Genomic DNA, 13046 nt, shown 5'->3' with positions numbered 1-13046 from the left:
CCATGATCATATGCTGATAATAGCGGATTGCAGTTATCTGGATCACTTATTATCAGGCGCGAAGCATAAGAATTATTGATTTGTGAAATGAGTCACCGCTTGACGATTGTTGACAAAAATATCAAACCCCACTGATTGAAAAATGGTGAAAAACCACCATTTAGATCTCATGCTGCGAATGATGAATCGCCGCAGGCGCGTGATACGCGCTCTATACCTCACAGGAGATGCCAGTGCGCTGGATACCGTTAGTTGCCATATTTCTCTATGTTTACATTGAGATCTCAATTTTTATCCAGGTCGCCCATGTGTTTGGCGTCCTGCTGACGTTAATTTTAGTCATCTTTACTTCGGTTATCGGGATGTCTTTGGTGCGTAACCAGGGCTTCAAAAATCTGATGCTGATGCAGGAAAAAATGCAGGCGGGTGAAAGCCCAGCGGTGGAGATGGTCAAAAGCGTTTCGCTGATCCTCGCCGGTTTACTGCTGCTGTTGCCAGGGTTCTTTACCGATTTCCTCGGACTGGTGCTGCTGTTACCGCCGGTACAGAAGCATTTAACCGTCAAGTTGATGCCATACCTGCACTTTAATCGTATGCCGGGCGGCGGTTTCGCTGGCGGCACGACGAGCGGTCAGACCTTCGATGGCGAATACCAGCGTAAGGACGAGCGTCCAGACCAGATCGATCATAAAGACGATCACCGCCCGTAATATATAGACCGGCCTGTAGGCCTGATAAGCGCAGCGCCATCAGGCGTTGCAAAGTAGAATGCCGGATGGCGGCGTAAACGCCTTATCCGGCCTACAACGGTACTAGCAACGCCAGGAATTAAGCCGGATGCGTATCCGGCTTAATGATTTTGCGCTTAGGCAGCAGCCACCACAGCGCCGCCAGCATCACCACCGCATAAAGACTCTTCCACCCCACCATCGCCAGCAGCAGCACACACAGCGCGACGCCAATCATCGAGAGCACGCGAAAACGTCCTGAAAGCAGCTTGCAGCCTGCCAGCATGCACAGCAGATAAATCATAATAAAGATGCCGTTGGCGTAGATGATTAGCGCATCAAGATTGATGTTGAGCCAATAGCTCGCCAGCGTGCTCACCATACAACAGCCGATCACCACGCTCAGCGCATTACGCGGCACGCGGTTGGGTGACAGGCGAGCGAGATAGCTGGTGGGCTTATATTGCGCCTGTGACCACACCAGCCGGGCAAAGCTCTGAATATAGATATTGAGGCTGGCAAAGCAGGCGAGAAAACCAATCACGCTCGCCACCCACAGCGCCTTCACGCCGAACAGTTGCACCACGATAGTCGGCAGTGACGCGGCGGCGGTATTGGCCGCGCCGTAGGCATGAAAACGCAGCACCAGTACCGTACAGGCCCAGTACACCACGCCCGCCAGCAGCAGGCCGATAATCAGCGCCCGGGGGAAATCCCGCTCTGGATGGCGGAACTCTGAGGCCATATGGGCAAAGGCTTCAAGGCCGACAAAGCACCAGAACATCACCGATAGCGCGGCAAACAGCTGGGAGCGGTCTACCTCTGCGAGGGCCGGGAAGGGAATATCGTTAACCGTGATATCGCCGTAGAACCACATTGCCGCCAATAGCGCGACGATCATTATCGCAACCAGCGTTTGAATATTGGCGCTGGAGCTGGCGCCGCGTGAACCGAGCCACCAGATGATGGCGAGCGTGGCCACTTCCGCCAGCAGTAGTTGCCAGCCGTGCCAGCCAAACAGCGCCTGGGTAAAACCGGAGGCAATGTGCAGCGCGGCAGGCAGCCCTACCGGGATCACCGAGAGAAACAGCCAGCCGGTCACGCGAGCTAAGCGTGGGCCAAAGGCCATCTCAACAAAGTACGCCACCCCGCCCGCGCTGGGAAAATGACGACCGAGCAGGGCGAACACGATCGCCACCGGAAACACCAGTACAATCAAGGCAGGCCAGGCCCACAGGCTGGTATTGCCCGCCACCAACGCGCCCAGCGCCGGGACGGCAAAGACGCCGGTGCCGAGCAGCGACGTTGATAATAGTCCGATCCCCTGAGCTAGCCCTAGCTCCTGTTTTAGTCCTGCCATGCCCCTCTTCCCTACCTGTGCAAAGAGCGCAATTTTACCATTTCGTCGCCGCCTCATTGTGCTGTAGTCGGCCGGTATTTCAGCGATTTATCGTGATTACGCCGCAGGAAAAAAATTTTTTTAAGTTTCCCCCTTGAAGGGGAAGAGAACACCCCCATCTCTCAGGCACTAGTCGGAAAACCGTGTTCGGCCCGGCGTCATCCATAACTGATAATGACTTTCTCAAAGGAGAGCTATCAATGAGTATTCGTCCGCTACATGATCGTGTGATCGTCAAACGTAAAGAAGTTGAAACCAAATCTGCTGGCGGCATCGTTCTGACCGGTTCTGCGGCAGCTAAATCAACGCGTGGCGAAATCATCGCTGTCGGTAAGGGCCGCATCCTGGAAAACGGAACCGTGCAGCCGCTGGACGTTAAAGTTGGTGACATCGTAATTTTCAACGACGGCTACGGCGTGAAATCTGAGAAGATCGACAATGAAGAAGTGTTGATCATGTCTGAAAGCGACATCCTGGCAATTGTTGAAGCGTAAGTAACGCGCGAACGAATTTGAGGAATAGAAGAAATGGCAGCTAAAGACGTAAAATTTGGTAACGACGCTCGTGTGAAAATGCTGCGCGGCGTTAACGTACTGGCAGACGCAGTAAAAGTAACCCTGGGTCCTAAAGGCCGTAACGTAGTTCTGGACAAATCTTTCGGTGCGCCAACCATCACTAAAGATGGCGTATCTGTAGCACGTGAAATCGAACTGGAAGACAAGTTCGAAAACATGGGCGCGCAGATGGTGAAAGAAGTTGCCTCTAAAGCGAACGACGCGGCAGGCGACGGTACCACCACTGCAACCGTACTGGCTCAGGCTATCATCACTGAAGGTCTGAAAGCCGTTGCTGCGGGTATGAACCCAATGGATCTGAAGCGTGGTATCGACAAAGCAGTATCTTCTGCCGTTGAAGAACTGAAAGCGCTGTCCGTACCGTGCTCTGACTCTAAAGCTATTGCTCAGGTTGGTACTATCTCCGCTAACTCCGACGAAACCGTAGGTAAACTGATCGCTGAAGCGATGGATAAAGTCGGTAAAGAAGGCGTGATCACCGTTGAAGACGGTACCGGTCTGGAAGACGAACTGGACGTGGTTGAAGGTATGCAGTTCGATCGTGGCTACCTGTCTCCATACTTCATCAACAAGCCAGAAACTGGCGCTGTTGAGCTGGAAAGCCCATTCATCCTGCTGGCTGACAAAAAAATCTCCAACATCCGCGAAATGCTGCCAGTTCTGGAAGCCGTTGCGAAAGCAGGCAAACCACTGCTGATCATCGCTGAAGATGTTGAAGGCGAAGCGCTGGCGACCCTGGTGGTTAACACCATGCGTGGCATCGTGAAAGTGGCTGCGGTTAAAGCACCAGGCTTCGGCGACCGTCGTAAAGCTATGCTGCAGGACATCGCAACCCTGACCGGCGGTACCGTTATCTCTGAAGAGATCGGTATGGAGCTGGAAAAAGCGACCCTGGAAGATATGGGCCAGGCAAAACGCGTTGTGATCAACAAAGACACCACCACCATCATCGATGGCGTGGGTGAAGAAGCGGCGATTCAGGGCCGTGTTGCTCAGATCCGTAAGCAGATTGAAGAAGCAACTTCTGACTACGACCGTGAAAAACTGCAGGAACGCGTAGCGAAACTGGCTGGCGGCGTTGCGGTAATCAAAGTCGGTGCAGCTACCGAAGTTGAAATGAAAGAGAAAAAAGCACGCGTTGACGATGCCCTGCACGCGACCCGTGCTGCGGTAGAAGAAGGCGTGGTTGCCGGTGGTGGTGTTGCGCTGATTCGCGTAGCAAGCAAACTGGGCGATCTGCGTGGTCACAACGAAGACCAGAACGTGGGTATCAAAGTTGCGCTGCGCGCAATGGAAGCTCCACTGCGTCAGATCGTGCTGAACTGCGGCGAAGAACCTTCAGTTGTTGCTAACACCGTGAAAGCGGGCGACGGTAACTACGGTTACAACGCAGCAACCGAAGAATACGGCAACATGATCGACATGGGTATCCTGGACCCAACTAAAGTGACCCGTTCTGCTCTGCAGTACGCCGCTTCTGTTGCGGGTCTGATGATCACCACCGAGTGCATGGTGACCGACCTGCCTAAAGGCGATGCTCCTGACTTAGGCGCAGCTGGCGGCATGGGCGGCATGGGTGGTATGGGCGGCATGATGTAATCATGCGCTATATCCCATAGCCAAAAGAAACCCCCGAACAGAAATGTTCGGGGGTTTTGCTTTTTAGCGGCAAATGCGGCAGTTACTCAAAGGTGCCTTTCACAATAGCCTTACCGTCGCACACCATCTGTCGGCCTTTCGCCCAGACCTCACGAATGTTCAGCTCCGCATCCAGTACCAGGAAATCAGCATCACAACCTGGTGCCAGTCGCCCTTTATGGGCAAATCCGAGAAATTCAGCGACATTGCGGGTCAGCGGAAGAAGCGCCTCTTCCAGCGGCAGATGATGCTCAAACACGAGCTGTTGCAGCGTGTTAAGCAGAGATTCAAACCCCGCCACGCCGATCCCGGTCAGATTACCGTGGGCATCGAAATGCGGCTGGCTGCCGTTACCATCGGAACTGAGCGTCACCCGCGAGAACGGTACGTTGCCTTCGCGGGCTATCATAATGGCGCGGGCGGGATCGATAGGCGCATCAATGCTGCTGGTGATGTCGATGTAGCCGCCTTCACGCGCAAAGCGCAGGGCCGCGGTGAACAGTGATTCAGCACGGTTAACATGCGTCGGGAGGAGTTTTGTGATGGGCACATCGCAACGTCTCAGAATGTCGTAAATCGGCTCTAGTTCGCGCGGGCTGCTTCCCATATGGAATACAGATATACCGGCTTTTGCGCCGAGCAGACCGGCAACGCGCGATTGTGCGGCCATATTTGCGAGCTGGGCGGCGTCGGGTGCGGAAGAGCGGTGATCGGAGATGGCGCATTTCACGCCGATAATTTTATCGATAAAGGCGATGTCTTTTTCGATACTGCCGGTAATCGTCGGCGACGGCAGGCCGTAGGCGCCGGTCAACATCCAGGCGCTGATCCCTTCATGCTCAAGGGCGCGGGTTTTTGCCAGCAGTGATTCAGGGTGGCGGGTGATGCCATCAGTCCCCAGTAAACCGACCACCGACGTGACGCCTGCCGTTACCAGCTTTGAGAGCTGAACTTCCGGTGTCCGTGTGTGTGGGCCCGCCTCACCGCCACCGCCAATCAAATGCACATGCTGATCGAAAAAACCGGGGCACACGGTCGCGCCTGCAAGCGAGCTAACCTGACATCCCGGCAGCGTAAAGTCAGCGCCAGCCGGTGCTGTGGCGATAATTTTTCCGCCGGCGACCAGCAGATCGCAGAGCCCCAGGTCGTCAGGCGTATAGAGGTGGGCATCGCGAAATAAACGCGGCTCCAGCAAAGATACGTTCATCATGATTCCTCAGAAAAGTAGTTGCATCACCCAAAGAGAGAGCAGGGCGTTAACGATACAGACAGTGATAATGTACGGATAGTACTTAGGGTTGACCCCGGCGGTGCCGAGGCAACGGCCGGTGTTTTGTACCGGATTGCCTATCAGATAAATGGCGGGCAGAAGCACGGTGGCATCGTGGCAGCTAATCGTCCCGGCGACCACAAGACTTGCACAAACGCCGACGCCACCGCCCATGCTCATCACCGAGGCGAGTAACACCGTCGCGGCAACGCCCGGTAATCCCCACAGCGCCATAATCGGTTCGCAGACTTTTCCCACGATGTCCAAAAGCCCGGTCACTTTGAGCGCCTGAATAATGACAAAGGCCATGACGACGTTTGGCAACAGGCTGGTGGTGGCGATGGTAAATCCGCGGCGCGCGCCATCGATAAAGAGATCCATGATGTTTTTACGCGGCAGGGTTGTCATGGTTGACCTCCTTGTGACTGCGCTTTTCAAGCTGAGCGATCCACAGGCGTAAAATGTTAGCGCCAATAAATTTAAACAGCAGAATTACCACCAGCGGTGTGATAACCGGTACGGTAAGCACGGCAAACAGCGCGGCGCCAGAGGAAAAGTAATTGGTGATGATAGCGCTGCCGCTGGTCTGGAATGTGGCAAAAATGGCGCGCTCTTTGTCGCTTATGACCCCTTCATCGGCCAGTTCTTTGGTCATCCCGGCGGCGGCATCGGTGTTTTGCAGATTGGCAATCAGCGCTAGCGAGCAAACGCCTGGGATGCCCAGCAAAGGGCGCAGTATTGGCGTCATCAACTGCTGGGCCGCGCGTAGGCCACCCAGCCCTTCGGTGACGGAAATAATGCCCAACGACAAAATGACCGACGGCGCCAGTTCAAGGGCAAACAAGAAGCCATCTTTAGCTCCCGTCCCACCCACGCCGCGAAAAGAGACCGCCTTTTCGCCGACGGCGTTAATCTGGCCAAAGCTGCCGTTAAGCACCGTAAAATCGAATACGCGCCACCACTGCGTGCTGTTAGCGAAGAAGCCTGAGAAAAAAATAATGGTCAGTACAAAAACGAAATAACCTACCCATGTCACTTTTTCCTCTGTTCCCGAGGATGTTTTGCTCATGTTGTGTCCTTAGTGTTGAGTGCAAAATACAAGCGTTGTACTGGCTTACACTAAAACCATAAGGTGCCAAAAGACGACATGTTGAGCGTATTATCGGAATACATTTAGGGGCATTTGATTTAGTGCAGTGATGTGCAAGGTTCGTTGCAGAAATGCATGAGGATTTTTCTTTTGTTCATCTTTTTAGTATAAGGTTTAAACGCGGACGACATGCGTCCAGCTTATTGATTATGGGGAACAACATGCAGGTGAAATATTTAGCAGGGATTGTCGGCGCGGCGTTGCTGTTAGCAGGCTGTAGCTCTTCAACGGAGCTGACCGCTGGCGGCCAGAATGTTCGCTTTGTGGAAGATAAGCCGGGCGCGGAGTGTCAACTGTTGGGCGCGGCAACCGGTAAGCAGGGTAACTGGCTTTCAGGTCAGCAGGGCGCTGAAGGCGGCTCAATGCGTAGTGCGGCGAATGCGTTGCGTAACCACGCAGCGGAACTGGGCGGTAACGTGATTTACGGTGTGAGCAGCCCAACGCAAGGCATGTTATCCAGCTTCATTCCAACCGACAGTGAAATGAACGGCCAGGTCTATAAGTGCCCGAATTGATGTCTTTATAGCCCCCGGCGTTTTACCGGGGGCTGTCACAATCACGCCGTCGTCTTTTGAGCGTTTTGTTGCAGCTGATAGAGCGCCTGCATACAGGCATTCGCGCTGAACGTTTTGTTCTTATCAGAAGATAGCGTTCTGACCAGCACCTGGCTCGGTACGCTCGTAAGCTTATTCAGGCGAGGGCTGACGTCCAGCAAGCGGCGAGAAATCCCCTCCACCTCCTTCGTCCCGGGTTTACTGCGGGTTTTAATGACCGTCCCACAGAACTGCTCTTTGCCGTCTGCATCTTTGTAGCGATACAGCACCGCCAGGTGATGGACAAACAGGTTACGCTTCCAGGCCGGATGGTCATAAGAGTCATATTCCAGATTGCCCCCATCGCGGTAGTCCACGTCGTACAGCGGTAAGAAATCAAGAATTGAGGAGATGCGCACGGCAAGTTCGCGCATATCGGCGTTGTTGATGGCGTGAATGATTACGGTAATCAGCAGCTCAATCTGGAGCAGATCGACCGTGAGTTCCACGGTTTTGCCTGACTGTAAATTCAGCGCAAAGGTCATGGTGTTCTCATCGTGCTGTAATAGCGCGAGGGTATTGACCCGCATATTCACATCCGCGTGTTCCAGCTCTTCGCGTGAAATCGTTGGGATGTTCTGGTGCATTTTCTGTACGGTTTTATCGCGCTGCTTTTCATAGCGGCTGCGATCTTCTGCACTCAGCGATGGAATTTGTGAGATACGAAATTCCAGTGCGGTAAGCAGGTCTTTTAGCACCAGCGTCGGAAGGAAAAAAAGCGACTCTTTGCTGCGCGGAGCTTTGATTTTCAACGCAAGCGCGATGAAATTTTTATCCTGGCGGATAACGCCCGCATTAATACCCATGATTGTGATAGCCAAACGGTTCTCCTTAACCATTTTTGAGTTAAATAGAAATCTTTAACTTATTGATCTGGTTTATTTTTATGACAGTATTGAGAAGGTTAAAATAGCACAGACCACTATGAAGTCCAGAGAATATATACAGGCCGAAGCCTGTATATAGATGGGGAACTTAACGCTGACGTAGATTGAGATCCAACGGGGTTTTACTCGGCTCTCCGCCGATTTCCCGCGCAAGCTTCGGCACCATATAGCCCGACACCAACGTCAGAAGTTCACGCACAATCTCACGCGCCTCTTCATCGCTCACGAGGAAATGCGCCGCACCTTGAACTTTATCCAGCACATGCAGGTAATAGGGCATCACGCCCGCGTCAAAAAGAGCGTTGCTGAGGTTCGCCAGGGTTTGCGCATTATCATTCACCCCGCGCAACAGCACGCTTTGGTTAAGTAGCGTGACACCGGCTTTGCGAAGGTTTGCCATGGCCGCGCAGAATGCATCGTCAATTTCATTGGCGTGATTGATATGGTTCACCAGCAGTATTTGTAGCGATGAACGCGCAAAGCGCTCAACCAGCGCGTCGGTGATGCGCGCGGGGATCACAATCGGTAAACGGCTGTGAATACGCAGACGCTTAATGTGTGGAATGGCCTCAAGCTGGCCTATCAGCCAGTCCAGCTCATGATCTTTGGCCATAAGCGGGTCGCCGCCGGAGAAGATGATTTCGTCCAGCTCAGGATGCGCGCTCACGTAGTCTAACGCGGCCTGCCAGTTGCGTTTATTGCCCTGATTGTCGGCATACGGGAAGTGACGACGGAAGCAATAGCGGCAGTTCACCGCACAGCCACCTTTGACCAGCAGTAGGGCGCGGTTGCGGTACTTATGCAGGAGGCCGGGCACTACGCTGTGCTGTTCTTCCAGCGGATCCGTGGAAAAACCGGGCGCGGCGATAAACTCCTCTTGCGAGGTCAGGACCTGGCGCAAAAGGGGATCGTTGGGATTGCCTTTTTCCATTCGTGCGATAAATGCACGCGGAACGCGCAGAGCGAAAAGACGCTTCGCGTCTCGTCCTGCGAGCAAATTTTCATCAGCGTCTATATTCAGAAGACGTAATAGTTCATCCGGATCGGTGAGAACATCGGCAAGTTGCATCAACCAATCTTCTCTGGATGGGGTATTTAGGGTTACAATATGCGCCATTTTGTGGCTTAGCTACCATTTAACAATTTCAGAGGGCCTTATGGCGACTTACTATAGCAACGATTTTCGTGCTGGTCTTAAAATCATGATGGACGGCGAACCGTACGCGGTTGAAGCCAGTGAATTCGTTAAACCGGGTAAAGGTCAGGCATTCGCACGCGTTAAGCTGCGCCGCCTGCTGACCGGTACTCGCGTTGAGAAAACCTTCAAGTCTACCGACTCCGCTGAAGGCGCAGACGTTGCCGACATGAACCTGACCTTCCTGTACAGCGACGGTGAATTCTGGCACTTCATGAACAACGAAACCTTCGAGCAGCTGGCTGCCGATGAGAAAGCGGTTGGCGATAACGCAAAATGGCTGCTGGATCAGGCTGAGTGCATCGTGACCCTGTGGAACGGCCAGCCTATCGCGGTAACCCCACCGAACTTCGTGGAACTGGAAATCGTTGAAACCGATCCAGGCCTGAAAGGCGATACCGCAGGTACCGGCGGTAAACCAGCTACCCTGAGCACCGGCGCCGTGGTTAAAGTGCCACTGTTCGTACAGATTGGCGAAGTGATCAAAGTCGATACTCGCTCTGGCGAATACGTCTCACGCGTTAAGTAATGCGATCAGACGCAGCAACGCTGTTGTTGCGTCGATCTCTTGCGGGCAAGGACGATGAAACCCACCGTAAAAATTTTTCTCCTGCTGCTCCTGAGCGGCACTCTCCTCACAGGCTGTAACACCGCGCGTGGCGTAGGTGAAGACATTCAGAGCCTGGGACACGCTATTTCCCACGCGGTAAGTTAATTCCATTTTTCTTAAAAAATGCATACATCCCAGCATCCTGCGCGAAATTGTCTATGCTTATAAAGCTTCATAACAAAAAAACTGACACAAAGGATGATATTATGGTGAAAAAAGCGATCGCCTCACTTTTTACGGTACTGGTACTCTCCTCTGTTTTAACCGCCTGCAACACCACTCGTGGCGTAGGTGAGGATATTTCGGATGGCGGTAGCGCGATTTCCGGCGCAGCAACCAAAGCGCAGAACTAAAGATGTGATGGCGGTACAACATCGCGTTGTACCGTCGTTTTACTAAACCCAATTCCAACAACCTTACGGGACGACCCGTAAGCGTATCGCAACCGGGGACGGCCCCATTTTCTGGAGCCTTTTATGCCTTGGTTAATTCTATTTGTTGCAGGTCTTCTCGAAGTCGTCTGGGCCGTTGGCCTTAAATATACTCATGGATTCAGCCGTCTGGTGCCAAGCGTGATTACCGTTGCGGCAATGGTGGTCAGTATGGCTATGCTGTCGTGGGCGATGAAAAGTTTGCCCGTCGGCACGGCCTATGCGGTGTGGACGGGGATTGGCGCGGTTGGCGCGGCGATAACCGGTATCTTGCTGTTAGGTGAGTCGGCAAGCCCCATGCGGATTGCCAGCCTGGCGCTTATCGTGCTGGGCATTATTGGTTTGAAAATGAGCGCACATTAATGACTTGCCGGGCGGTGTGACTTCCGCCCGGCAAAAGGTTATTGCAGCGCGCTCAGAATACGATAAGCCGCTTCCACGCGAGCGGGGTTGGGATAGCTTTTGTTGGCGAGCATCACGATGCCAAGCTGTTTTTCAGGGATAAACGCCACGTAGCTGCCAAAGCCCCCGGTAGACCCGGTTTTATGGACCCACGATGCTTTGAGCAACGGGGCCGGTGGGTTGATTTCGGTTGCCGGTAATGCTGCCAGTGCGACCTTATTATCACTCCCGTTGACCAGCGTTTTAGCATCGACCGGCCAGTTGAGCATCTCCCAGCCCAGTCCCTGATACATTGAGCCTATATGCCAGTAGCGAGACTGCGCAAGTGCAATACCCTGCTTTAGCGACGCATCCTGCACGGTGTCCGGCGTCATGTTCGCCATCACCCAGCTCGCCATATCCTCAACGTTGGTTTTTACGCCATAGGCCTCGGCATCCAGCATGCCAGGCGTTACGTGGACGGCCTTACCGTCGCGGTAGCCCCAGGCGTAGTGCGGAGCTTGTTCTGCCGGAACGTTAATCCAGGTATGGGCCAGTTTCAGCGGTTTAAAGACACGCGCCATCATCGCTTGTTCAAAGTTCATGCCGGAAGGCTTAACCGCCAGCGCACCAAACAGGCCGATGCTGGAATTAGCGTAAAGACGCGTGGTGCCGGGGCGATACTGCGGCTGCCAGGTCTGGTAGAAGTGCAGCAGGGAGGCGCTATCGGTGACCTCGTCGGGCACCTGTAACGGCAGGCCACCTGCGGTGTAGGTGGCTAAATCCAGCATACGGATACCCTGCCACTGTTTGCCGGTGAGCTCAGGCCAGTACTTCACCGCCGGATCGCTTAGGGCAATTTCGCCACGAGCAATAGCGTCACCGCCCAGCACGCCGGTGAAGGTTTTACTAATAGAACCGAGCTCGAACAGTGTTTGTGGTGTGACCGGCTTATTGGCGGCGACATCCGCTTTGCCGAAGGTGAAATAGTGCGGTTTGCCCTCATAAATGACCGCGACCGCCATGCCTGGGACGGCCTGGGTTTTCAGCAACGGCGTGATGGTATGTTCTACCACGTCAGCCAGCTGTTTTTCTGACATTGGGGCGGCAAGCGTGGTGCAAGAAACGCCGAGCAGCAGGGCACAGCAAAGGGTTTTTTTCATCATCAATTATCTTCCGTAATCGCAGGTCAGTAATATGTCCGGGCCCTTCAGACGAGCGTAGTTTGTGGGATTTGACTGTGCCTGACAAACGGTTAAATTTAGCATGAGCTGTAACTTTTTCTAACGGACGGGCCTATGACGCGCAGCTATATCCCTCGCAATTCGCTTCGGGCTTTTGAAGCCGCCGCCAGGCATCTGAGTTTTACGCAAGCCGCGATTGAGCTCAACGTGACGCATTCAGCCATCAGCCAGCAGGTGAAGTCGCTGGAGCAGCATCTGAACTGCCAGCTTTTTGTGCGGGTGTCCCGCGGCCTGATGTTGACGACGGAGGGCGAAAATCTGCTGCCGGTGCTGAACGAGTCTTTTGATCGTATCGCCGGGATGCTGGACCGCTTTGCCAGCCATCGCGCCCAGGAGAAGCTGAAAGTGGGCGTCGTCGGCACCTTTGCCACCGGTTGTCTCTTTCCACTGCTTGACGATTTTCATCGCCATTACCCGCATATTGACCTGCAACTGTCGACCCACAATAACCGCGTCGATCCTGCGGCCGAAGGGCTGGATTACACTATCCGCTATGGCGGCGGGGCCTGGCACGGCACGGACGCGATATTTCTGTGTCATGCGCCACTGGCGCCGCTGTGCTCACCGGAAATTGCTGCTCACCTGCACTCGCCAGCCGATATGCTGAAATTTACTCTCCTGCGCTCCTACCGGCGCGATGAATGGACGGCATGGATGCAGGCGGCGGGAGAGTTGCCGCCGTCACCCACCCATCGGGTGATGGTGTTCGATTCATCAGTGACCATGCTGGAAGCGGCACAGGCGGGGGCAGGGATTGCGATGGCTCCCGTGGATATGTTTAGCCACTTGCTCAACAGCGAGCGCATTGTTCAGCCGTTTACCACGCAGATTGATTTGGGGAGCTACTGGCTCACCCGGCTCCAGTCACGCACAGAAACGCCTGCTATGGGCGATTTTGCCCGGTGGCTGGTGGGGAAGATGCGGAAATAACAGGCCCGCCGGATG

The 13046-nt window shown here is 54.0% G+C and carries 16 protein-coding genes; 9 read left to right on the top strand and 7 right to left on the bottom strand.

Annotated elements, in window-relative coordinates; genetic code table 11:
- Positions 1-233: 233 nt before the first annotated feature.
- Positions 234-710, top strand: a complete 477-nt coding sequence (locus tag ACIPDS_RS16510) for an FxsA family protein (protein WP_400737989.1) — start codon at positions 234-236, stop codon at positions 708-710.
- A gap of 118 nt (positions 711-828) precedes the next feature.
- On the opposite strand, the gene yjeH is transcribed toward ACIPDS_RS16510, so the two are convergent.
- Positions 829-2088, bottom strand: a complete 1260-nt coding sequence (yjeH, locus tag ACIPDS_RS16505; RefSeq protein WP_400737986.1) for an L-methionine/branched-chain amino acid transporter — start codon at positions 2086-2088, stop codon at positions 829-831.
- A gap of 239 nt (positions 2089-2327) precedes the next feature.
- Here yjeH and ACIPDS_RS16500 point away from each other — a divergent pair, with 239 nt between their 5' ends.
- Both ACIPDS_RS16500 and groL read left to right on the top strand, forming a co-directional pair.
- Positions 2328-2621, top strand: a complete 294-nt coding sequence (locus ACIPDS_RS16500) for a co-chaperone GroES (protein WP_003855929.1) — start codon at positions 2328-2330, stop codon at positions 2619-2621.
- A 33-nt stretch (positions 2622-2654) separates the two neighbouring features.
- Positions 2655-4301: a chaperonin GroEL gene (groL, locus tag ACIPDS_RS16495; protein WP_400737978.1), complete on the top strand. Its 1647-nt coding sequence runs from the start codon at positions 2655-2657 to the stop codon at positions 4299-4301.
- Between the two features lie 82 nt (positions 4302-4383).
- Here the strand turns inward: groL and iadA are convergent, their stop codons facing one another.
- The 3 genes from iadA to ACIPDS_RS16480 are packed head-to-tail and all read right to left on the bottom strand — an operon-like array spanning position 4384 to position 6679.
- Positions 4384-5547 carry a beta-aspartyl-peptidase gene (iadA, locus tag ACIPDS_RS16490; RefSeq protein ID WP_400738282.1) on the bottom strand — a complete coding sequence of 388 codons (1164 nt, stop codon included), beginning with the start codon at positions 5545-5547 and terminating at the stop codon, positions 4384-4386.
- Between the two features lie 9 nt (positions 5548-5556).
- Positions 5557-6018 carry a YjiG family protein gene (locus ACIPDS_RS16485; protein ID WP_400737975.1) on the bottom strand — a complete coding sequence of 154 codons (462 nt, stop codon included), beginning with the start codon at positions 6016-6018 and terminating at the stop codon, positions 5557-5559.
- Entirely contained in the window at positions 5999-6679 is a 681-nt protein-coding gene (locus ACIPDS_RS16480; RefSeq protein ID WP_400737973.1) for a nucleoside recognition domain-containing protein, read from the bottom strand. Before ACIPDS_RS16480 ends, ACIPDS_RS16485 begins: the two co-directional genes overlap by 20 nt.
- A 242-nt stretch (positions 6680-6921) precedes the next feature.
- Here ACIPDS_RS16480 and ACIPDS_RS16475 point away from each other — a divergent pair, with 242 nt between their 5' ends.
- Positions 6922-7275, top strand: coding sequence for a DUF4156 domain-containing protein (locus ACIPDS_RS16475; protein WP_166516569.1), 354 nt, complete (start codon positions 6922-6924; stop codon positions 7273-7275).
- A 41-nt stretch (positions 7276-7316) separates the two neighbouring features.
- Here ACIPDS_RS16475 and yjeJ read toward each other — a convergent pair whose 3' ends face one another.
- Together yjeJ and epmB are read right to left on the bottom strand one after the other, a co-directional pair.
- A complete protein-coding gene (gene yjeJ / locus ACIPDS_RS16470; protein WP_400737969.1) occupies positions 7317-8174 on the bottom strand; it encodes a YjeJ family protein in 858 nt (285 codons plus the stop codon).
- A 154-nt stretch (positions 8175-8328) separates the two neighbouring features.
- Positions 8329-9357, bottom strand: coding sequence for an EF-P beta-lysylation protein EpmB (epmB, locus tag ACIPDS_RS16465; RefSeq protein WP_400737966.1), 1029 nt, complete (start codon positions 9355-9357; stop codon positions 8329-8331).
- A gap of 40 nt (positions 9358-9397) precedes the next feature.
- Here epmB and efp point away from each other — a divergent pair, with 40 nt between their 5' ends.
- The 4 genes from efp (at position 9398) to sugE (ending at position 10839) form a co-directional block, all read left to right on the top strand.
- The gene (gene efp, locus ACIPDS_RS16460) at positions 9398-9964 is read left to right on the top strand and encodes an elongation factor P (protein ID WP_166516572.1); all 567 of its coding nucleotides are present in this window, start codon (positions 9398-9400) and stop codon (positions 9962-9964) included.
- A gap of 54 nt (positions 9965-10018) precedes the next feature.
- Positions 10019-10150, top strand: a complete 132-nt coding sequence (locus ACIPDS_RS16455; protein WP_166516573.1) for an entericidin A/B family lipoprotein — start codon at positions 10019-10021, stop codon at positions 10148-10150.
- Positions 10151-10251: 101 nt separating this feature from the next.
- A complete protein-coding gene (gene ecnB, locus ACIPDS_RS16450; RefSeq protein WP_166516574.1) occupies positions 10252-10398 on the top strand; it encodes a lipoprotein toxin entericidin B in 147 nt (48 codons plus the stop codon).
- 123 nt (positions 10399-10521) lie between these two features.
- On the top strand, positions 10522-10839 hold the full coding sequence (gene sugE / locus ACIPDS_RS16445) for a quaternary ammonium compound efflux SMR transporter SugE (RefSeq protein WP_166516575.1): 318 nt from the start codon (positions 10522-10524) through the stop codon (positions 10837-10839).
- 38 nt (positions 10840-10877) lie between these two features.
- Here the strand turns inward: sugE and ampC are convergent, their stop codons facing one another.
- Complete coding sequence (gene ampC / locus ACIPDS_RS16440; protein ID WP_400737961.1) at positions 10878-12023, bottom strand: CMY2/MIR/ACT/EC family class C beta-lactamase; 1146 nt, start codon at positions 12021-12023, stop codon at positions 10878-10880.
- A gap of 132 nt (positions 12024-12155) precedes the next feature.
- Between ampC and ampR the strand changes: the two genes are divergently transcribed.
- Entirely contained in the window at positions 12156-13031 is an 876-nt protein-coding gene (ampR, locus tag ACIPDS_RS16435; protein WP_400737958.1) for a LysR family transcriptional regulator AmpR, read from the top strand.
- The last annotated feature ends 15 nt before the right edge of the window (positions 13032-13046 follow it).

The organism is Kluyvera sp. NPDC087067, from assembly GCF_044745165.1.
Classification (GTDB): domain Bacteria; phylum Pseudomonadota; class Gammaproteobacteria; order Enterobacterales; family Enterobacteriaceae; genus Kluyvera.
Note: the sequence above shows the minus strand (reverse complement) of the source record. Positions and strands in the feature narration are given on the sequence as shown.

What these genes read in the sequence shown, in the direction of transcription:
- yjeH (WP_400737986.1), bottom strand. Translation starts at nt 2,088, where the DNA reads ATGGCAGGACTAAAACAGGAGCTAGGGCTAGCTCAGGGGATCGGACTA.
- ACIPDS_RS16500 (WP_003855929.1), top strand. Translation starts at nt 2,328, where the DNA reads ATGAGTATTCGTCCGCTACATGATCGTGTGATCGTCAAACGTAAAGAA.
- groL (WP_400737978.1), top strand. Translation starts at nt 2,655, where the DNA reads ATGGCAGCTAAAGACGTAAAATTTGGTAACGACGCTCGTGTGAAAATG.
- iadA (WP_400738282.1), bottom strand. Translation starts at nt 5,547, where the DNA reads ATGAACGTATCTTTGCTGGAGCCGCGTTTATTTCGCGATGCCCACCTC.
- ACIPDS_RS16485 (WP_400737975.1), bottom strand. Translation starts at nt 6,018, where the DNA reads ATGACAACCCTGCCGCGTAAAAACATCATGGATCTCTTTATCGATGGC.
- ACIPDS_RS16480 (WP_400737973.1), bottom strand. Translation starts at nt 6,679, where the DNA reads ATGAGCAAAACATCCTCGGGAACAGAGGAAAAAGTGACATGGGTAGGT.
- ACIPDS_RS16475 (WP_166516569.1), top strand. Translation starts at nt 6,922, where the DNA reads ATGCAGGTGAAATATTTAGCAGGGATTGTCGGCGCGGCGTTGCTGTTA.
- epmB (WP_400737966.1), bottom strand. Translation starts at nt 9,357, where the DNA reads ATGGCGCATATTGTAACCCTAAATACCCCATCCAGAGAAGATTGGTTG.
- efp (WP_166516572.1), top strand. Translation starts at nt 9,398, where the DNA reads ATGGCGACTTACTATAGCAACGATTTTCGTGCTGGTCTTAAAATCATG.
- ACIPDS_RS16455 (WP_166516573.1), top strand. Translation starts at nt 10,019, where the DNA reads ATGAAACCCACCGTAAAAATTTTTCTCCTGCTGCTCCTGAGCGGCACT.
- ecnB (WP_166516574.1), top strand. Translation starts at nt 10,252, where the DNA reads ATGGTGAAAAAAGCGATCGCCTCACTTTTTACGGTACTGGTACTCTCC.
- sugE (WP_166516575.1), top strand. Translation starts at nt 10,522, where the DNA reads ATGCCTTGGTTAATTCTATTTGTTGCAGGTCTTCTCGAAGTCGTCTGG.
- ampC (WP_400737961.1), bottom strand. Translation starts at nt 12,023, where the DNA reads ATGATGAAAAAAACCCTTTGCTGTGCCCTGCTGCTCGGCGTTTCTTGC.
- ampR (WP_400737958.1), top strand. Translation starts at nt 12,156, where the DNA reads ATGACGCGCAGCTATATCCCTCGCAATTCGCTTCGGGCTTTTGAAGCC.